This window comes from Salinispora fenicalii, assembly GCF_000514815.1.
Lineage (GTDB): Bacteria > Actinomycetota > Actinomycetes > Mycobacteriales > Micromonosporaceae > Micromonospora > Micromonospora fenicalii.
This window is the reverse complement of sequence record NZ_AZWQ01000016.1, coordinates 77,512-98,583: the sequence shown is the minus strand read 5'-3', so window position 1 is coordinate 98,583 and position 21,072 is coordinate 77,512. Positions and strand designations below refer to the sequence as shown.

At 71.5% G+C, this 21,072-nt stretch carries 10 protein-coding genes; 5 read left to right on the top strand and 5 right to left on the bottom strand.

What is annotated here, in order from left to right; all coding sequences use genetic code 11:
- Window positions 1-184 precede the first annotated feature (184 nt).
- From B116_RS0106150 to B116_RS0106130, 5 genes are read left to right on the top strand one after another with little or no spacing between them, the layout of a single operon-like run.
- Window positions 185-6,658, top strand: coding sequence for a non-ribosomal peptide synthetase (locus B116_RS0106150; RefSeq protein ID WP_188115995.1), 6,474 nt, complete (start codon window positions 185-187; stop codon window positions 6,656-6,658).
- Window positions 6,655-11,859, top strand: coding sequence for a non-ribosomal peptide synthetase (locus tag B116_RS0106145; RefSeq protein ID WP_027659500.1), 5,205 nt, complete (start codon window positions 6,655-6,657; stop codon window positions 11,857-11,859). The genes B116_RS0106150 and B116_RS0106145 overlap by 4 nt, the downstream gene beginning before the upstream one ends.
- The gene (locus B116_RS0106140; RefSeq protein WP_018719826.1) at window positions 11,856-12,932 is read left to right on the top strand and encodes a saccharopine dehydrogenase NADP-binding domain-containing protein; all 1,077 of its coding nucleotides are present in this window, start codon (window positions 11,856-11,858) and stop codon (window positions 12,930-12,932) included. Before B116_RS0106145 ends, B116_RS0106140 begins: the two co-directional genes overlap by 4 nt.
- Window positions 12,929-14,056, top strand: coding sequence for a Gfo/Idh/MocA family oxidoreductase (locus B116_RS0106135; protein ID WP_018719827.1), 1,128 nt, complete (start codon window positions 12,929-12,931; stop codon window positions 14,054-14,056). The genes B116_RS0106140 and B116_RS0106135 overlap by 4 nt, the downstream gene beginning before the upstream one ends.
- Window positions 14,056-14,796 carry a thioesterase II family protein gene (locus B116_RS0106130; protein WP_027659499.1) on the top strand — a complete coding sequence of 247 codons (741 nt, stop codon included), beginning with the start codon at window positions 14,056-14,058 and terminating at the stop codon, window positions 14,794-14,796. The genes B116_RS0106135 and B116_RS0106130 overlap by 1 nt, the downstream gene beginning before the upstream one ends.
- Here B116_RS0106130 and B116_RS0106125 read toward each other — a convergent pair.
- From B116_RS0106125 to B116_RS0106105, 5 genes are read right to left on the bottom strand one after another with little or no spacing between them, the layout of a single operon-like run.
- Window positions 14,771-16,402: an AMP-binding protein gene (locus B116_RS0106125; RefSeq protein WP_027659498.1), complete on the bottom strand. Its 1,632-nt coding sequence runs from the start codon at window positions 16,400-16,402 to the stop codon at window positions 14,771-14,773. The two genes, B116_RS0106130 and B116_RS0106125, sit on opposite strands and share 26 nt — an antisense overlap.
- A complete protein-coding gene (locus B116_RS0106120) occupies window positions 16,399-17,424 on the bottom strand; it encodes a methyltransferase (protein ID WP_027659497.1) in 1,026 nt (341 codons plus the stop codon). Before B116_RS0106120 ends, B116_RS0106125 begins: the two co-directional genes overlap by 4 nt.
- A 20-nt stretch (window positions 17,425-17,444) precedes the next feature.
- A complete protein-coding gene (locus B116_RS0106115; protein WP_027659496.1) occupies window positions 17,445-18,512 on the bottom strand; it encodes an acyl-CoA dehydrogenase family protein in 1,068 nt (355 codons plus the stop codon).
- Window positions 18,513-18,536: 24 nt separating this feature from the next.
- Complete coding sequence (locus tag B116_RS0106110; RefSeq protein ID WP_027659495.1) at window positions 18,537-19,679, bottom strand: acyl-CoA dehydrogenase family protein; 1,143 nt, start codon at window positions 19,677-19,679, stop codon at window positions 18,537-18,539.
- Window positions 19,680-19,683: 4 nt separating this feature from the next.
- Window positions 19,684-21,060, bottom strand: coding sequence for an LLM class flavin-dependent oxidoreductase (locus B116_RS0106105; RefSeq protein WP_027659494.1), 1,377 nt, complete (start codon window positions 21,058-21,060; stop codon window positions 19,684-19,686).
- Between the last annotated feature and the right edge of the window lie 12 nt (window positions 21,061-21,072).

The following is a 21,072-nucleotide window of genomic DNA, read 5'->3' as shown; positions in this document are numbered from 1 at the left end:
GGCGTGTGTGACGCTTATAGTAAGTAGATTGTTCTTTCTACTCTACGTGCCTGGACTCGGTTCTGCGCCACTGTTATTTTGACGTCGGCACACTCGTGCGGGAGCAAAGCAAAGCTCCGTCGGACATGGGAGACCCAGATTGGGCGTTGAGGCCGAACACACCCGACCCTTCAGCCGTGACAGCATGCGTCAGGACATCGCGGCGGTCCTCGGTGAACCGCCCGACGCCATCGCCGACGGTGCCGATCTTCTCCACCTCGGCCTCGACTCGATCGGTGTGATGAGACTGGTCGGGCAGTGGCACCAGCGTGGTGTGTCGGTGGGTTTCGCGGAACTGATCGAGGGCCGCACGCTCGACGACTGGTGGCAGATCATCGCTGAGCGTGCTCCCGACATCAGCGGATCGGAGGCGGACAGCATCGCCGTCGTCGACGGCGATGCTCCGTTCGACCTGGCGCCGATGCAGCACGCGTACTGGGTCGGTCGGGGTGACGGGCAGGCCCTCGGCGGCGTCGGCGCGCACTTCTACAACGAGTTCGACGGCCGTGACGTGGATCCGACCCGATTGCGGGACGCCGTCCGCGCGTTGGTGCGCCGGCATGACATGCTGCGTGCCCGGTTCGACGATGACGGACAGCAGCAGATCCACGGCGAGAGCCCCTGGACCGGCCTCACCGTGCACGACCTACGCGGGTATGACGCCGGTTCCGCCGAACGGTACCTGCTCGGTCTGCGGGACCGGATGTCCCACCGGCGGCTCGACGTCGCCCGTGGTGAGGTCTTCGACGTCCAACTCTCCCTGCTACCCGACGGCGCTACCCGCTGCCATGTGCACATCGAGATGCTGGTGGCCGACGCACACAGCTTCCGTATCCTGATGTCCGACCTGGCCCGGCTCTACCGGGACCCCGAAGCGGCCCTGCCCGCGATCGGAATCACCTACCCTGAGTACCTGGCGACCCTGCACCAACGCCGTCGCGCCGAACGGGAGCGCGACCGGGAATACTGGGGCTCCCGGCTCCCCGAGCTGCCCGGACCGCCCGAGCTGCCGCTGGCCGTCGACCCGCGGCAGGTCAGCGGCCAGCGCGTCGTCCGACACCACCACTGGGTAGAGCCGGCGCTGGTCGAGCAGCTCAGCCGGCGGGCCCGTTCGTACGGGCTGACCCTGCCGGTGCTCTTCCTGGCCGCGTTCGGCCACGTGCTGGGCCGGTGGAGCGCCACCGAGCGCTTCCTGCTCAACCTACCGCTCTACGACCGTCAGCCGGTGCATCCGGACGTCGCGCACCTGGTCGGTGACTTCACCAACCTGCTGTTGCTGGAGGTGGACACCGCGGCGGGCGACTCGTTCGTGGACTTCGCCCGAGCGGTGCAGGACCGGATGCGCGCCGACGCGGCACACCCCGGCTACACCGGCGTGGACGTGCTGCGCGACCTTACCCGTCGGCGCGGCGAAGAACCGGTCGGCGCCCCGGTCGTCTTCACCAGCGCGCTCAGTCTCGGCGAACTCTTCGAAGGCCAGGTCCGGGAGAGCTTCGGCGCCCCCGGGTGGACAATGTCGCAGACCCCGCAGGTCTGGCTCGACGTACAGGTCACCGAACGGGAGCACGGCCTGTATCTGAACTGGGACGTGGTGGACGGGCTCTTCCCGCGTGGCCTGGTCGGCCACATGTTCCAGGCGTACCTAACGATGCTCGGCTGGTTGCGCGACGACGCGGACTGGACCGGAGACCCTCCGGAACTGCTGCCCGCGCAGACCCGCGAGGTACGCGCGACGGTCAACGACACCGCCCGCGCGGTACGCCGTCGGCGGCTGCACGAGGACGTCTTCTCCCGGGCCGCTGCGGAGCCGGACCGGCCCGCCTTGCTCTGGGACACCGACGGGCTGCTCACCTACGGCGAGCTCGCCGAATGGTCCGACCGGGTCGCCGCCGCCCTCGTCACTCACGGTGTGCGCCGCGGCGACTCGGTGGCGGTCACCGTCGAGAAGGGTCCACGACAGGTCGTGGCGGTGCTGGCGGTCCTGCGCGCCGGCGGGGCGTACGTGCCGGTCGGCGTCGACCAGCCCACCGCCCGACGCAACCGGATCCACACGGTTGCCGGAGTGCGCCATGTGGTGGCGGCTGTGCGTCCGCCCGGACTGCCGGCCGACATCCGCGTCGTCGACGTCGACGACCGGTCGACCCCGCCGGTCGCACCCGTGACGGGCCGCGAGGACGACCTGGCCTACCTGCTGTTCACCTCCGGCTCGACCGGCGAGCCGAAGGGCGTGCAGGTGACTCACCGGGCGGCCGTCAACACCATCGATGACATCAATCAGCGATTCCAGGTCGGTGCCGCGGACCGGGTGCTCGCCGTCTCCTCGCTCGACTTTGACCTGTCGGTCTACGACATCTTCGCCCTGCTGTCCGTCGGCGGCGCGGTGGTCTGTGTCGGCGAGGAGGACCGACGCGACGCGCAGCACTGGCGGGAGCTGGTACTGCGGCACGGGGTCACCGTCTGGCAATCCGTTCCCGCGTTGCTCGACATGTTGCTGTCCGCCGCGCCCCCGGCGGAGCAGACCCGCCTCCCGCTGCGGCTGGCACTGCTCGGCGGCGACTGGGTCGGTCTCGACCTCGCGGGCCGGCTGACCACGCAAGCTCCGGCCGCCACCCTGGTGGCGCTCGGCGGCGCCACGGAGACCGCCATCCACTCCACCGTCCAGGTGGTACCGGTACCGATACCACCGACCTGGCGGTCGGTGCCGTACGGACTGCCGCTCGCCAACCAACACCTGCGGGTGGCCGACCGGGCCGGCCGAGACCGGCCCGACTGGGTCACCGGCGAGCTGTGGATCGGTGGACGGTCGGTGGCCCACGGCTACCGGGGCGACCCGGAACGCACCGCTCGCACGTTCGTCGAACTCGACGGGGTGCGCTGGTATCGGACCGGCGACCTGGCCCGATACCACCCCGACGGCACGGTGGAGTTCCTCGGCCGCGCCGACGCCCAGGTGAAAATTCGCGGGCACCGGATCGAACTCGGTGAGATCGAGGTGGCGCTGGAGCGGCACCCGGCCGTGCGCCGGGCGGTCGTGGTGGCCCTCGGCACGCCACGGCGGCTGGCCGCCGCCGTCACCGTCGACGTCGACCCGCCTGACCTACGGGACTTCCTGGCCAGCCAGGTGCCCGCGTACATGGTGCCCGAACAGGTGGTGCCGACGGGTCAACTGCCGCTGTCGGCCAACGCCAAGATCGACCGGCGGGCGGTTGCTCGGATCATCGAGGCCGCTCGGGCTGAGCCGGAGACGCTTGAGGAACCGGTCGGCGACATCGAGCGCGACGTCGCCCGGATCTGGGCCGAGTTGCTCGGCGTGCCCGCGGTCGGTCGCCGGCAGACCTTCTTCGCCGCCGGTGGGGACAGCCTCGTCGCCATCCGGTCGATGTCGCTGCTCGCCACGGCAGGTCTGGTCGGCGCCAACCTACGGCAGCTCTTCGCCACACCGGCGTTGTGCGACTTCGCGGCCACCCTCCGTCGAGGTCGGCCCGACCGCCCCGCCCCGGCGGCGGTGCGCCCGGACCCGGCGCACCGACATGAGCCGTTCCCACCGACCGACGTGCAGCGGGCGTACTGGCTGGGACGCAGCAGCGACTTCGCCCTTGGTGGGGTCGGCTCGCACTGGTACTGGGAGTTCGACGGCGCGGATGTCGACCTCGACCGACTGGAGAGAGCCGTCAACCTCCTTGTGCGGCGGCACGACATGCTCCGTGCGATCTTCGACGAAGACGGCGACCAGCGGGTACTGCCGGAGGTCGGCCGGTTCCATATCGACGTCCGCGACGGTGGCGACGAGGCGCTGAGTGGCCTGCGGGCGGAGTTGGCACACCGGGTTCCCGATCCGGGGCGTTGGCCGCTGCTGAAGATCGGTGGGGTGCGGTACGGCGACGGGCGAGTCCGTCTCGGCTTCAGTTTCGACTACATCGTGCTCGACGCGCTCAGCATCGTGATCTTTTTCGATGAGTTGACGACGCTCTACCGTGACCTGGAAGCCGAGCTGCGCCCGGTCGGGGTGGGCTTCCGCGACTACGTTCTGGCCGCCCCCGCTGCGGAGGCCGTGGCCGCCGACCAACGGTACTGGCGGGACCGTCTCGACGGTCTGCCGCCGGCCCCACCGCTGCCGCTGGCCGTGGACCCGGACACTGTGGTCGCACCGCGTTTCCGTCGCCGGGAGGACCGCCTCGACCCGCAGCAGTGGCGGCGGCTGACCGAGCGGGCCCGCCGCCACGGGGTGACTCCCGCCAGCGTCCTCGCGGCGGCGTACGCGGAGGTGCTGTCGGCCTGGAGCGGCCGCACCGAGTTGACGGTCAACTTCACTTTGTTCAACCGGCGAGACGTGCACCCCGACGTCGGTCACATCCTCGGCGACTTCACCTCGCTGCTACTGGTCGGATACCGCGCCGGAGCGGGAGAGCGTTGGCTCGACGTGGTCCGGCGGATGCAGGAGCAGGTCTGGGAGGGCATGGCCCACGACACCGTCTCCGCGCTGTGGGTGCTGCGGGAGATGGCCCGCCGCGAGGGCGGCGCGGTGAGTATGCCGGTGGTGTTCACCAGCGCGCTCGGTGTGACCGGCGGAATGAGCGACATGTCGTTCCCCTTCGGCGAGTTGGTCTGGGGCATCTCCCAGACCCCGCAGGTGTGGCTGGACAACCAGGTGATGGAGCGCGACGGTGGCCTCACCTACAACTGGGACTCGGTGGAGGAACTGTTCCCCGCGGGGCTGCTCGACGCGATGTTCGACGCGTACCGGGACCTGCTGTGCTGGCTATCCACGGCGGACTGGGAGACCGCTGGACCACCGTTGTTGCCGGTAGCCCAGCGGCGGGCCCGCGCCGAGGCCAACGACACGGCCGGGCCGCTGCCGGACGGTCTGTTGCACACCGGCTTCTTCACCCGTGCCGCCGAGGCCCCCACGGCGGTCGCCGTGGTCGCCGCCGACGGAACGGAAGTCTCGTACGGAGACCTCGCCGGTCGGGCGCTACGCCTCGCCGGGGCGCTGCGGGACCACGACGTGCGGCCCGGTGACGCGGTCGCGGTTACCCTGCCGCGCGGTGTCGACCAGGTCACCGCGGTGCTCGGCGTACTGGCTGCCGGCGCGTTGTACGTGCCGGTCGGCCTCGACCAGCCGGCCGACCGGCGGGACCGGATCTACGCTCGGGCCGATGCTCGGGTGGTGATCGCGGATGCCGACCCTGGTACCACCCACCCGGTGCTCGCGCCGGACACACCGGCCTCGCCCCTGCCGGCGCCGGTCGCGATGGACCCCGACCGACTCGCATACGCCATCTTCACCTCGGGTTCGACCGGTGAGCCGAAGGGCGTCGAGATCACCCACCGGGCCGCCCTGAACACGGTCGACGACATCAACCAGCGGTACGACGTCGGCCCCGCAGACCGAGTCCTGGCCGTCTCCTCGCTCGACTTCGACCTGTCCGTCTACGACATCTTCGGGTTGCTCACCGCTGGTGGGGCGGTGGTCCTGGTGGCCGACGAGGACCGCCGGGAGGCCCGTAGCTGGGCTGCCCAGGGCCGCGAGGCCGGCGTCACCCTGTGGAACTCGGTGCCGGCTCTGCTGGACATGCTGCTGGTCGCGGCGGACGCCGACGGGCTGCCTCCTGGTCTGCGGCTGGTGCTGCTCTCCGGCGACTGGGTGGGGCTGGATCTGCCGGGCCGGCTGCGCCGGCACCAGCCCGAGGCGCGGTTCGTGGCCCTCGGTGGTGCCACTGAGGCGGCGATCTGGTCCAACGCCTGCGAGGTCGGCGAGGTGCCTGCGCACTGGCGTTCGGTGCCGTACGGGCGGCCGCTGCGTAACCAGCGCTACCGAGTGGTCGACCCGCGCGGTCGGGACTGCCCCGACTGGGTGGCCGGCGAACTGTGGATCGGCGGTGCCGGCGTGGCCCACGGCTACCGGGGCGACCCGGAGACCACCGCCCGGCAGTTCGTCAACACCGACGACGGCCGCTGGTATCGAACTGGAGACCTGGGCCGCTACTGGCCGGACGGAACTCTCGAGTTCCTCGGCCGGGTCGACTTCCAGGTGAAGATCCGCGGCCATCGGATCGAGCTGGGCGAGATCGAGGCGGCGGCCGAGGCGCACCCCGCTGTGGCCCGCGCCGTCGCCCTAACTGTCGGCGAGGGAAGACACCGCCGGCTGGCGCTGACCGTCGTCCCCTCCGCTGGTACCGCGGTCGACACCACCGCGCTGGTCGGGCTTCTGGCCCAGCGGGTCCCGTCCTACATGGTCCCGGAACAGGTGCATGCGGTACCCACCCTGCCGCTCACGGCCAACGGCAAGGTGGACCGGCGGGCGCTCACCGCACTCCTCGGCCCGGACGCGGTCGAGGAATGGGAGGAACCCCCGCGTGGTGACCGCGAAAAGCTGATCGCCGAGCTTTGGGTCGAGGTGCTCGACTGCGACCAGCTCGGCCGGCAGCAGAGCTTCTTCGCCCTCGGCGGTGACAGCCTGCTGGCCACCCGGCTGGTGGAGCTACTGCGGCAGCGGCACGGTGTGGAGCTGTCCCTGCGGGAGCTGTTCCTGGCGCCGACGGTGGCGCAACTGGCCGACGTCTTCGACGCCCACCGCGCAGCGGTGGAATCCGGTGACCTCGAGGAGGGCATCCTATGAGTCAGTCGTCCGCCGGTGACCTGCTCGCGGAGCTGGAGAGCGCGGGGGTCCGGGTGTGGTCCGAGGCCGGCCAGCTGAGGTTTCGGGCCCCCCGGGGTGTGCTGACCGTGGAGCGCCGGGACGCGCTGCGCGCCCGGCGGGACGAGATCCTTGCGTACCTTGACACGGCGCCCGACCCAGCCGCCCTGGTGCCTGACCCGGAGCATCGCCACGATCCGTTCCCGGTCACCGACGTCCAGGCCGCGTACCTGCTCGGTCGGGGGGAGACCTTCGCCTACGGCCGGGTGGCCTGCCACGGCTACGGCGAACTGAGCTATCCGGAGCTCGACCCGGAGCGGATGACCGCCGCCTGGCGCGCCCTGATCGACCGGCACGACATGCTGCGCGCGGTGGTCGAGGCCGACGGCGCACAGCGGGTGCTGCCCGAGGTGCCCCCCTTCGAGGTGCCGGTGATCGACCTGACGGGTCGGCCCCCGGCGGTGGCGGAGGCGGCGCTGCATGCCGTCCGCGCCGAAATGGACCACCTCGTACACACCCCGGATCAGTGGCCGTTGTTCGCCGCCCGGATCACCACGGCCGACGACCGGGCTGTTCTACACGTGTCGATCGACTTCCTGATCGCCGACTTCATCAGCGTCCAGGTCATTCTCGATGAGTTGCATCGGCTGTACCACCGGCCGAACGAGCCGCTGCCGCCGTTGGAGATCACCTTCCGGGACTACCAGCTGGCCGAACGGGCGGCCCGAAGCGGTCCGGGCCACGAACGGGACAAGCGGTGGTGGCTGGCCCGGGTCGACGACCTGCCCGCTGCACCGGAACTGCCCACGGTGGCCCGCCCCGCCGACAGCGACGGCCGGTTCCGTCGCTGGGAGACCCGGATACCGCCGGATGCCTGGGCGCTACTGCGCCAGCGCGCCGGGCGTCACGGGATCAGCCCGTCCGGGGCGGTGCTGGCCGCCTACGCCGACACGATCGCCGCGTGGAGTCGCCGGTCCCGCTTCACCCTGGACCTCACCCTGCTCAACCGGATGCCGCTACATCCCCAGGTCAACGCCCTGGTCGGTGACTTCACGTCGGTAGATCTGTTGGTGGTCGATGCCGAACCGACCCGGCCGTTCCACGAGCGTGCCCGCGACCTACAGGCACAGCTGTGGGAGGATCTGGACCACCGCAGCTTCAGTGGCATCGAGTTGATGCGCGAGATCGCTCGTCGGCAGGGCCCGGAAGCGGCGCTGTTCCCGATCGTGTTCACCAGCGCCATCGGCATCTCCGACGCCGGGTCGGCCGCCGGCGACGCCCCCTTGGGCGAGCTGGGCTACGGGATCAGCCAGACTCCGCAGGTCTGGATCGACTGCCAGAACATCGAGCGGGACGGCGGTCTGGTGTCCAACTGGGACGTCCGGGAGGAGGTTTTCCCACCCGGACTGGTTGCGGACATGTTCGCCGCGTACGAGCGGCTGCTGCACCGCCTCGCCATCGATGATGCGGCGTGGACGGGAACCGGCTACCCCGAACCACCCCGCGCGCAGCTGGACCGTCGGGCCGAGGTCAACCGCACCACCGCGCCGCCGCCCGCGGGGATGCTGCACGACCGGGTGGTCCGGCAGGCGTTGCGTACTCCGGACCGGCCGGCGGTCGTGACCGGCGACGGTGCGCTGAGCTACGCCGAGCTGCTCGGCCGGGCGACCGGGGTGGCCGAGGCGTTGACCGCTGCCGGATGCCGCCGCCAGGAGCTCGTCGGGATCGTCACCGACCGGGGCTGGGAGCAGGTCGTCGCGGTACTCGGCGCGTTACTGGCCGGCTGTGTCTACGTCCCGGTGGACACGTCGCAGCCGGCCGCCCGACGACGGACCATCCTCGAGGCCGCCGGGGTCCGCTGCGCCCTGGCCCAGTCCTGGGTCGAGCCGAGCGGCTGGGCCGACGGGATCCGGCTGCTCGCGGTCGACACGCTGCCGGTGGGTGAACCCGGCCCGGTGGACGGCTCCGGTGACCCGGAGGAACTGGCCTATGTCATCCACACCTCCGGTTCCACCGGAACACCCAAGGGCGTCATGATCAACCATCGTGGCGCGCTCAACACCGTGCTCGATATCAACGCCCGCTTCGACGTCGGCCCGGACGATCGGGTGCTCGGTCTGTCCAACCTCGGCTTCGACCTGTCGGTGTACGACATCTTCGGCCCGTTGTCGGTCGGCGGCGCGGTGGTGCTGCCGGACTCCTCGCGGCGTGGGGACCCGTCGCACTGGTCGGAGCTGGTGGCGGCGCACACGGTGACCATCTGGAACTCCGTCCCCGCCCAGCTCCAGATGATGTACGACTACCTGGAGGCCGCACCGGCGGCCACGGCCCCCGATCTGCGACTGGCGATGCTCTCCGGCGACTGGATCCCGGTCGCCCTGCCTGACCAGATCCGGCAGCGGGTGCCGGGCCTGCGGGTGGTCAGCCTCGGCGGGGCGACGGAGGCGTCGATCTGGTCGATCTGGTACCCGATCGAGCAGGTCGAGCCGGAGTGGCGCAGCATCCCGTACGGCCGCCCGTTGACCAACCAGACCTTCCACGTGTTGGACTCCGCGTTGTGCCCCCGCCCCGAGTTGGTCACCGGTGAGCTGTACATCGGCGGGGTCGGGCTGGCGTTGGGCTACCTCAACGACCCAGCCCGCTCCGCCGACCGGTTCGTTACCCATCCCGAGACTGGCGAGACGCTGTACCGAACCGGGGATCTGGGCCGCTACCTGCCCGACGGGACCATTGAGTTCCTTGGTCGGGAGGACCTGCAGGTCAAGATCCGTGGCTACCGGATCGAGCTGGCCGAGATCGAGTCCGCGCTCGGGTCACATCCCGGCGTCGCCGCCGCGGCGGTGGTGGTGGACGGGGACAGCCCGCTGGAGCGGCGCCTCGCCGCGTTCGTCGAGCCGGCCAGCCGGTCGGTGACCACCGCCCGGGCTACCTCCGAGGCCGCCGCCGCGCAGCAGCTCGGTGTGCAGGCGTGCGCCGACGCCGACGGTACGCTCGACGGCGTTGACCGCGCGCGCTACCTGACGTACGCGCACCGGCTGGACGCGGTCGCCCTACCCGCCATGCTTGACGCGTTCCGCGCGGCGGGTCTGTTCGTCGCCGGCCGGCGACACACCCGAGCCGAACTCCTGCACACCGCTGGCGTCGCGCCGCGCCACCACCGACTGGTCCGCCGGTGGCTGCGCGCCCTCACGGGCGCGGGTCTGCTCGACGTCGACACCGACGACCGGTACGGGTTGACCGAGACCGGAGCGGCGGCGGACACCGGCGCCGCGTGGCGGTCCGTCGACAAGATCGCCACCGCCGAGGACGTGGAGCTGCTGGCGTACTTCCGCGCCAGCACCGGCCAGCTGCCCGCGTTGCTGCGGGGCGAGGACGACCCGCTGACGTTGTTGTTCCCGCAGGGCAAAGTAGATGTTTCCCAGGGTCTGTACGAACGGACCCTGTTCAACCGGTGGGCCAACGAGGCGGCCGCCTCGTTGGTTCGGCGTGTCGCCGAACAGCGAGTCGAGCCGGGTGCCCTGCGGGTACTGGAGATCGGTGCCGGTGCGGGCGGCACCACCGCCGCGGTGCTCGCCGCGCTCGACGGCAACGCGGTCGACTACCTCGCCACCGACCTGTCCCCGTTCTTCGTCAACGAGCTGCGCACCCGCTTCGGTGAGCGCCCCGGCCTGCATCTGCAACCGCTCGACATCGACCAGGATCTGGTGGGGCAGGGGCTGGCCCCGAACTCCTTCGACGTGGTCGTCGCCGGCGACGTGTTGCATGCCAGCACCGACGTGGTTCGGGCGTTGGCACGGCTACGTGCGGTCCTCGCTCCGCAGGGGTGGCTGGTGGCCTGCGAGATGACCCGGGACCACCACCAGATCATGACGTCGCTGGAGTTGTTGGTCCGGGTGGACGAGGCCACCGCGGACTTCACCGATCTGCGGCAGGGCACCGAGCAGGTCTTCCTGGGCCGGGAGACGTGGCTCGATGTGCTCGGTGCGGCCGGTGCCAGCCAGCCGCTGTGTCTGCCCGAGCCGAACGGCTTCATCGCCGAGCTGGGAATGTGTGTGCTGGCGGCCCAGTTCAAGACCGATCGGGAACGGATCGCACGCGACGACGTCGCCACACACCTGGCCGAGCGGGTGCCGGAGTACATGGTCCCGGCGGTGATTCAGATCGTTGACACGTTCCCGCTCACCGCCAACGGCAAGGTCGACCGGGCCGCGCTGCGGCGGCGCCTGCCCCGTCGAGAGTCGATGCCGACCACAGTGTCCAGCGCACCCGGCAGCGATCTGGAGCGCGGGCTGGCGGCGGTGTGGGCCGAGGCGCTGCGAGTGCCGCGGATCGGCCGGGACGAGAACCTGTTCGAACTCGGGGGCGACTCCCTGGTCGCCGCGCAGATCACCGGCCGGGTCCTGAACGAGATCCCACAGGCCGCCGACCTCTTCTTCGACCAGGTGCTGCGTCAGGTCCTGGAACAGCCAACCGTCGCTGCGCTCGCCGGGCACATTGAGGCTGAGTCAGCGGCTACCACCGCGACCGACGGGGTGGGCGCCGGGGCGACGACCTCCGACGGGGGGCTGGCGATACTGGACGACACCAACCCGGGTATCCCGTGGGTGCTGGTGCCGAGCTGCGACGGCAGCGTCGACGGGTACACCGCACTGGTGCCGCACCTCGCGGCCACCGGCCCGGTGTTCGGGCTGACCGCGGGTCTCCTCGACGACCTGCCCCGGGTCGCGGCCGAACAGGCCCGGTCGATCACTGGGGCCGGCTGCGCCGCGGTCCGGCTGGTCGGGCACGGCCTCGGCGCGACCCTCGCACTGGAGGTGGCCCGGGCGCTGACCGAGGCCGGCGAGCAGGTTGCGGAGCTGGTACTGATCTCCCCGTGGCGTCCGGTGACGCTGCCCGACGCCGCCGAGGCGCATCGGGCGGAGAACGGCGACGCAGCGATCGGCGAGGGGTTCGCCGCACGGCTCGCCGCGACCGTCGGCTACGAGCCGAACCTCTACGCCGGTGACATCACCGTGCTGCGGCCGACCGGTGAGGTGCCCTACTCCACCGACGAACTGGAGTTCTGGTCTGACCTGTGCCTCGGCGAGGTGCGGGAGCTCGACGTCGACGGTGACCACCGGGCGGTGCTGGGGGAGAAGTCCGTGGCGGCCATCGCGGCCGCCGATCCGGGGTCGGCCCGGTGACCGCCGTCGCCGTCCTCGGTGCTTCCGGCGCGGTCGGCCGAGCCGCCCTGGACCTGCTGCGGTCCTGGGATGTCGGCCCGCTTCGGGCCGGCGCCCGGCGGCCGGTGGCGGTCGCCGGGGTCGAGAGCCTGGCCGTCGATGCTCGGGATCCGGCCGCCCTGGCCCGATTCTGCTCCGCCGCCCGGGTGGTGCTCAACTGCGCCGGCCCTGCGACTGACCTGACCGACACCGTCGCCCGGGCCGCCGTCGGCGCCGGGGCGGACTACGTCGATGCCGCCGGCGATGACACGCTGTACGACGCCGTGGCGCACGTGCTCACCACCGGTGACGGGACCCGGGTTGCGGTGGTGTCGGCGGGCATGATGCCTGGCCTGACCGGGCTGCTGCCCCGGCTCCTCGCCGCGCAACTGCCGCAGGGCGACCGGTTGGCCGGCTACATCGGCGGTCGGGATCGGTTCACCCGCACCGCGGCGATCGACTACGTCGCGGCGACCGGGAGCTTTGGCTGGCCGTCAGCGGCGTGGCGGGACGACCGGGTGGTGCCGGGCGCGCTGGCTCCGGTCGGCGACATCACTGTGCCGTTCTTCCCCGAACTGGTCACCGGTCAGCCGTATCTCAGTGCGGAGGCGGCCCGGGCCGCCTCCGCACTGGGGCTGCGGCAGCTCGACTGGTACTCGGTCTTCGCCGGGGACCGGGTGCTGGCGGCGCTGCGGACCGCAGCGGGCCCGGGGAACGCCGGTCTCCGGGAAGCCGCCGACCTGCTCTGCCGGGCAGCCGAACTCGACGTGTTCGGGCACCGTCCCTACCAGAACGTGGTGGTCACGTTGGCCGGTCCCGATGGCGGTCGAACCGCCGCGGTCTGCGGTACCGGTGCCAGTGAACTCACCGGCACGATGGCGGCGCTGACGGCACGGGCGGTGCTCACCGGCGCGGTTCCTCCGGGAATCCACCACGCCGCCGAGACGCTCGACCCGACCGCCACCTTCGCCGAGCTGGCAACGGCGCCCGCGGTGTCGCTGGCGTCCGTGGTCGCGGAGGTCGTCGACGCCGCCTACGAGGAGGACGCGATATGAACCGCCCCACCCGCGTGGTCGTCTGCGGCACGCGGTTCGGTCAGGTCTATCTGGAATCGTTCCGTCAGGCCGATCCGGGTTTCCACCTCGCTGGTGTCCTCGCCAGCGGCAGCAACCGGTCCCGGGTCTGCGCCGAGCACTACGGAGTGCCGCTGTACACCGGCGTCGACCAGCTGCCGGACGACATCGACATCGCCTGCGTGGTGATCCGTGGAGGGCTGCTCGGCGGGCGGGGTTCCGAGCTGGCGATGGAGCTGATGGCACGGGGCATCCACGTGCTCCAGGAGCACCCACTGCACCACGACGAGTTGGCCCGCTGCCTCCGGCACGCCCGCAAGCACGCGGTGGTCTACCAACTCAACCCGTTCTACCGGCACATCACGCCGGTACGCCGTTTCCTGGGCGCGGCCCGTGAACTGCTGCGCCGACAGCCGGCCCGATACATCGACGCGGCATGCGGCTTTCAGCTGGCGTACTCGCTGCTGGACCTGCTTGGCCAGGCCCTCGGTGGGGTGCGGCCCTGGCGGTTCACCGATCTGCCCCCGCTGCCGGCGGCGGTGACCGGCGCGACCGGCCTGGACCTGCCGTTCCGTGGCCTCGACGGGGTGCTGGCCGGTGTGCCGATCACTCTCCGGGTACAGAACCAGATGGATCCGGCCGACCCGGACAACTACGCGCACCTCATGCACCGGGTCACCATCGGCACCGAAGCCGGCAACCTGTCCCTGGTCGGTACCCACGGTCCGACGGTGTGGACGGCGCGTCCCGACTTCCCGCGGGAAGTCGCGGGGATCGGCGCCGACCCGCATTTCGCCGGGATGCGCGACACCAGCACCCCCAGCGCGATCGTATTCGGCCCGACCGAGGTGCCGCACTACGACACTGTCTTCGGCACCACCTGGCCGGAGGGCGTACGACGGGCACTGCGGGTGCTACGGGACACCGTCGAGCGCGGTGAGGACCCGCTGCGGCAGGGCCAGTACCACCTCACCCTCTGCCAGCTCTGGCAGGAGCTGACGGTGATCCTGGGCCCGCCTGACTTGCTGACGGCGGACGCGCCCCGGATGCTCGGCGTCGATGACCTGAAGGCGCTCGCGGCCGCCGGCGACGCGGCGGTGAGTTGATGGGCGCGGTCGACGTGACCCCCCGGCGGTGGCTGCGCTGCTACCGGCCGCGTCCAACGGCGCGGATTCGGTTGGTCTGCTTCCCACACGCCACCGGCAGCGCGCCGTTCTACCGTGCCTGGCCGGCCGAGCTTCCGGACGACATCGAGCTGCTCGCGGTGCAGTACCCGGGTCGGCTCGACCGGGTCGCCGAGCCTTTGGTGGTGTCCATGGGCGTCCTGGCCGACCTGGTCGCCGCGGTGCTCGCCCCCCGCCGCGACCTGCCGCTTGCCCTGTTCGGCCACAGCATGGGCGCCGCCGTGGCCTACGAGGTCGCCCACCGACTGGAGCTGCCCCTGGCGCACCTGTTCGTCTCCGGCCGTCCCGCACCGCGCTACCACCGGCCGGGCAGCAAGCACCTCGGCCCGGACGACGTTCTCTGGGCGGAGCTGCGCCGGCTCGGCGGCACCGATCGGGAGGCCCTGGACAACCCGCAGCTGCGGTCGGCGCTGATGCCGACGCTACGGGCGGACTACCAGCTGATTGAGAGCTACCGTCCCTCCGAGGGAGTACTGCGGACACCGATCTCCGCCCTGGTCGGCGACGCCGATCCCGAGGCTCCGGTCAACGAGGTGGCGGCCTGGGCGGACTACACCCAGAGCGCCTTCGACCTCACCGTCTTCGACGGCAATCACTTCTATCTGGTGCCGCAGCGTGGCAAGGTGCTGGCCGGCATCAGCCGCATCCTCCGCCACTCCTGATTGGCCCTACTGGCGGGGCCTGATCCCCGGCCGACGTCACTCCTGCCGCGTTGGAACCGGTGTGTCGGTGCCACAGCAGGCGGCGCTTCGGCTTGCCACTGGTGGTCCGAGGCACCCCACCGGCGGGCACCGGCACCGTGACCACCGTCGCGTCGCCGACCAGCGGGCGCAGCAGCGCGGGGATCCGGGGCAGCCACTCCTGCCGCGGATGTTCCAGATACACCACCGCGGTGGGCGTACCGGCTCGCAGCCCGAGTACGGTGGCCAACCGGCTGGGCGGCACCGCCAGCGCCCCGCAAAGCACAGCGTCCAGGTCCTCGGCGAGGATGGCGCGACCGCGGATCTTCAGGCTGTCACCCATCCGACCCAGGACGAACAGTTCCCCGCCCCGAACGAAGCCGGCGTCGCCGGTGCGAAGAGCGCCGCCGGCGAAGGTCGTCGCCCGGAATCCGGCGGCCCCCACATAGCCGTCGGCGACCCCCGTTCCGTCGACCACGATCTCACCCGGTACACCCTCGTCGGTCCGCTGCCCGTCGTCGTCGACGATCGTCACCCGGGAACCGGCCAACGGCACACCACACCCGACCACCGGCACCCCCTCCGGACCTGTGGACTGGCGCCAGCCGGTGCGCAGCGGCACCCCGGTCACCGCCAGCGTCGCCTCGGCCAAGCCGTACGCCGGCAGGAGCGCGTCCCGCCGTAGACCCTGCGGGGCGAGTAGCGCGGCGAACCGGTCCAGTACGTCGGGCAGGACCCGCTCGGCGCCCACGATCACCGCCCGCCAGCGGTGGAAGTCCATCCCGGCCAGCTGCTCGGGGCGTACCCGGCGGAGCACGTGGGCCAGCCCGAAGCCCGGCATCGCGGACAACCGGGCGCCGAGCCGGCCGAAGCATGCCAGGTACCGGGTGGGCTGCCGGACGAAGTCCGCCGGTGACAGCAGCCACAGGTCGGCGCCCGTGACGACCGGCGCCAGCAGACAGCCGACCAGCCCCATGTCGTGGTGCACCGGAAGCCAGGAGGCGGTGGCGTCCTCCGGGGTCATCTCCAACCAGCGCCGGATCGCGCCGATGTTCTCCTCCAACGCCGCATACGGAACCCGCACACCGTGGACGTTGCCGGTGGTCCCAGAGGTGAACTGCACCAGCGCCAACCGTGCCGGTGCGCGCCGGTGCGCTCCCAGCGACTCGGCGCGAACATCCTCCGCCTCGACTGTGGGCACCCCCGCCCGGCGGGCCAGCGGCGTCACCGCCGTACCGGCCGCAGCGTCAACCACGACCAGCCGGGGACGGGCCGCGGCCAGCGCGGAGGTGACGTGTTCGGCGTACCGGTCCGGGTCGCCGAAGGTGGCGGCCGGTGCCAGCGGTGCCGCCGTCGCTCCGGCCAGCAGCGTTCCGAACAGTGCGCCGACGAACGCCGGTCCGCTCGGCAGCACCACCGTGACCACGTCGCCCGGGCGAACCCCGCGGGCGATGAGGCCGGCGGCGTACGCGTGGGCCAGTCCGGCCAACTCGTCGTACGACCACCGGTCCCAGTCGCCGTCCGGGCGGGCGAACCGGATGCCCCGGTCGGACCTCGGCTCAGCTAGCCAGGACAGTAGGTGGGTCATACCGGACGGGCCTCGATAACCGGGAACATCACCGTGGGCGTGGCGCTGACCAGCTCCAGACCGGCGCCGGCCAGCAGGGCCCGCTGCTCGTCGAGGCCGCGTGCGCCGCCGGCGCTCAGGGTCAACATCAGCATGTCCATCCGGCGGGCTAACGGGCTGGTCTCCTCCTCGGTCGGCCGGCCGGCTTCGAGGATGAACACCCGACCGTCGTCGGCCATGGCGGCCCGGATGCGTCTGAGTACGTCGGTGGCGACGTCGTCGTGCCAGCTGTAGAGGATCCGCTTGAGCACGTACGCGTCGCCGCCCGGCGGAATGTTGTCGCTGAGGAAGCTGCCGGCAACGATCCGGACGCGGTCGGCCACCCCGGCCCCGGCGAACGTCGTGGGCGCGTTCGCGACCACCGTAGGCAGGTCGAACAGCACCCCACGCATCGTCGGGTAGCGCGCCAGCAGGTCGCCGAGGAAGCGGCCGTTCCCGCCACCGACGTCCACCACCGTGCCGAACCGCGACCAGGTCGTGGCGCGCAGGATGGCCTGTAGCTCCATCCCGGTGACCCCACTCATCACTTTGTCGAAGGCCGCGCCGTCGGTCGGGTTGCCGCGGAAGTGCTCCCACATCCCGATGCCGTGCACGGCATCGAACGCGCCCTCGCCGGTGCGCAGCGTGTGGTCCAGACCCTCCATGGCCCGGGTACAGGCCACGGGGGAGAGGAAGATGTCCCGGGCGGAGTACGGGTGGTCAGCCCGCAGCAGGTCGGCCATCGGGGTCAAGCCGAACTCCCCCGGGGCCACCTCGGCGAACAGGTCGCGGGTGGCCAGGTAGCGCAGCGCCTTGGTCAGTGCGGGCTCGTCCGCCCCGACGGCCCGGGCCAGCTCGGCGACGGGGCGCGGCCCCTGCGTCAGGTGGTCGGCCACCCCCAGCAGGCAGACCGCCCGGATCGTGTACGGCAGCAGGTAGTCGCCGACCTCCATGAGCCGCAGGATGGCCGGTACGTCGATCCTGGGGCGTCGTCTCGTCAGCATCACGGCTCCTTGTCGGTGGGTCAGGCGGGTGCGGCCAGCACCTGACGGGCGAGCGTGGCGAGGTGCGCGGCGGTGGGAAGGTCGAAGCAGTCCAGCCAGAGCGCGCGGCGGTACCACCAGTGCAGCGGATACTCCCAGGTCGCGCCGAGCCCTCCGGTGACTTGGAGGGCGGTCTCGCAGGCCCGCACCGCCGCCTCGCGGGCCGCGACCACGGCCTCGGCGTACGCCGGGCCCACCTCCGCCTCGTCGGCGGCACCGCGGTCGGCGGCACCGACCAACCACGCAGCCCGCAGCGACAGCGAGGTGGCCAGCTCGACCGCGACATAGCTGTCGGCGAGTTGGTGCGCCACCGCCTGGTACGCACCGATCGGGCGACCGAACTGCACCCGCTGCCCGGCGTGCCGTCGGGCCAGGTCCAGGGCCCGCCGGGCCACCCCGACCGCCTCGCAGGCCAGCAGGGTACCGCCGTGTCGGCGGGCGGCGGCCAGCACCTGGCGCCCGGTGTCCGCGGTCACCAACAGCTCGGCCGGTGTGTCGGCGAATCGCAGCCGAGCGGTGCGGCGCAGCCGGTCGAGGGTGGGCTGCGGGGTGACGGTCATGCCGTCGGCGGGCATCGTTACCGCGAACAGTGCCAGGCCGTCGGGAGTGTCCGCGGCGACCAGCACACCGGACACCTCGGCTACGTCGGTGACCAGACACCGGGTGCCGGTTAGTCGCCAACCGCCGCCGTAGGCGGGAGCCGCCCGGCACCCGCCGTCGGTCCCGGCCTCGTCCTGCCAGGCCAGAGTGAGCGGTCCGGGTGGCATGGCGGCGCCGGCCGCGCGGTGCACGGGTTGGGCCAGCCCCACCGTGCTCCACCACGCGGTCGGGTGGAGGGCGTAGCCGTTCTCCTGGGCCAACAGTCCCTTCTCCACCATGCCCAACTCGGGGTCACACCAGCCCTGCCGGCGCAGCTCCGGCCAGGCGTCGGGATCCCCGACGGCGGCGTCGGCGAGCGCCGCGATCCGGTCCGGTGGGTACCGGTCCGCGAGGTAGCGCGCGGCAGCAACCTGCAGGTCACGCTGCTCGTCGGTGAGGGCGAAGTCCATCCGAGAGTCCTTTCCGCCGCAGGGTCACCGGGTTCGGGGAAGGCCGAGGACACGCTCGGCGATGATGCCGCGCAGGATCTCCGAGGTGCCGCCCTCGATTGAATTGGCCCGACTGCGCAGCCGCAGGTGTTGCCAGTGGCCGGCGGCGGAGCTGTCCGGGCTGTCCAGGATGCCGGCCGGGCCCAGCAGCCGCAGCGCGAACGCCGCCAGCCGCTGGTTGGTCACCGACCAGTGCAGTTTGAGAATCGAACTCTCCGGCCCGGGCCTGCCGGTGCGGTTCAGCATGCTCATCGCCCGGTAGCCGGTCCAACGCAGGCCCTGAAGGTGCACGTGCAGGTCGGCGATCTCGGCTCGGACCGTCGGATCGCCGGTGAGCCCGAGCTCGCGTACGGTCCGCACCAGCCGGCCGAACTCGACGCTGAGCCGGGCGGTCAGCGTGATGCCGAACGTGCCCCGTTCGTGTGCGAGTGTGGTCATCGCGATTTGCCAGCCCTCGCCGACCGGGCCGAGGACGCAGTCGGTCGGCACGAACGCGTCGGTGAGTACGATCTGGTTGAAGTCGCTGTCGCCGGTGTTCTGCCGCAGCGGTAGTACCTGGACGCCGGGTGAGCGCATGTCGACCAGCAGGCAGGTCAGCCCCGGGTGTCGTTCGGAGCCCGGTTGGGTACGGGCCAGCAGCAGACACCAGTCGGCCTGGTGGGCATAGGACGACCAGACCTTCTCGCCGGTGACCCGCCAGCCACCGGTGGTGGCCACCGCCCGGGTGCGAACGGCGGCGAGGTCGGAGCCGGCGTCTGGCTCGGAGAACCCTTGGCAGAAGACCATCTCGCCGGAGAGGATGGGTTCCAGGAAGCGGATCTGCTGCTGCGGCGTGCCGTGCTCGACGATGGTCGGTCCGACCATCCCGAGGCCGATGACGTTGATGTGGTCCGGCGCCTCGGCGAGGGCACTCTCCTCGGCGTAGATGCCCTGGTAGGTGGGGGACAGGCCGCGTCCGCCGTACCGCGTGGGCCAGGTCAGTCCGGTGTAGCCGGCGGTGTGCAGCGCCTTCGTCCAGCCGGGTGTTGTTCCGGAGCCGTCCACGGCGAATCGGGGCACCTGGACGGCGAGCCAGGCCCGTAGCTCGGTGCGGAAGGCGGCCTGATCTTCGGTGTCACGCAGGTCCATCTGCTCAGCCTTCCCGGGTGGCCTCGGCGCGGGCCGGGTCGGAGTAGGTGCGGCTACCGGGGCCGAAGTACCGTTCCCGCAGGGTGCTCTCCAGCGGGTCGTAGGCGGTGCGGAACAGGCCCCGTCGTTGCAGCTCGGGGATCAGCAGGTCGCAGATGTCGTCCACCCCGCTCGACGGGGGGCACGGGATGAGGTTGAACCCGTCCACGTCGGCGACCTCGAGCCACTGTTCCATCCGGTCGGCGACCTGCTCAGGAGTGCCGAACAGGGTCACCGGGGCATCGACCCGGGGCCGACGGGGTCGGGAGACGAGGTACTTCACGTCGCGCACCGTCCAGTTTCGGTCCGGGGTCAGTCTGCGAAGGAAGCCGAGGAAGGAGTGGCTGGCCTGGCTGCGGATCTCGTCGACCGGGCTGTCGTCGGGGAAGGCGGAGAGGTCGATGTCCATCCAGCCGCACCACTTGGCCAGCTGCCCCTCGCTGCTCCACAGCGTGTTGTACGCCTCGGCCCGAGCTTTCGCCTCCGCGCGGTCCCGGCCGACCATCACCATGGTTCCCTGCAACGCCTTCACCGCGCGTGGGTCCCGGCCATGCCGGGCGGCGGTGGCGCGCAGGTCGGCCACCGGCTCGGCGCCCGTCGTGGGGTCGGCCAGGGTCAGGAAGACCACCTCGGCGTGCCGGGCGGCGAACTCGACCCCTCGCGGTGACGAGCCGGCCTGGTAGAGCACCGGGGTGCGTTGGGGTGATGGTTCGCACTGGTGCGGACCACGTACCGAGAACCACCGGCCGTGATGGTCGATCTCGTGGACCCGGGTCGGGTCGGTGAAGGTGTCGCGCTCGGCGTCCCGCACCACCGCATCGGCATCCCAGCTCTCCTCCCAGAGGGCCCGCGTCACCCGGACGTACTCGTCGGCGCGGTCGTAGCGCTCGTCATGGTCCAGGTAGTCGCCGAGGCCGTTGGCGGTGGCCGAGCGCAGGTAGGAGGTGACGATGTTCCAGCCGACCCGGCCGCCGGTCAGGTGGTCCAGTGAGGAGAAGAGCCGGGCGCACTCGAACGGGGGGTGGTAGGTGGTGGAGTAGGTGACTGCGAAGCCGAGGTGCCGCGTGGTGGCTGCGAGCGCGGGCAGCAGCAGGGCCGGGTCGATCGAGGGAATCTGCACCGCGTGCCGTACCGCTGGGGCCCAGGACCCTCGGTACACGTCGTAGACGCCGTGGATGTCCGCGAAGAAGAGCGCGTCGACGCAGGCCGCTTCCAGCTGTCGGGCCCGCGCCATCCAGTACTCCAGCGAACGGTATCCGGTCGCCGTCCGGTCGCCCGGGACCTTCCACATGCCTTTGAACTGGGGTGCCGGAGAGCACTGGGTGAACACGTTCAGATGCATGCCCGGTTCCTC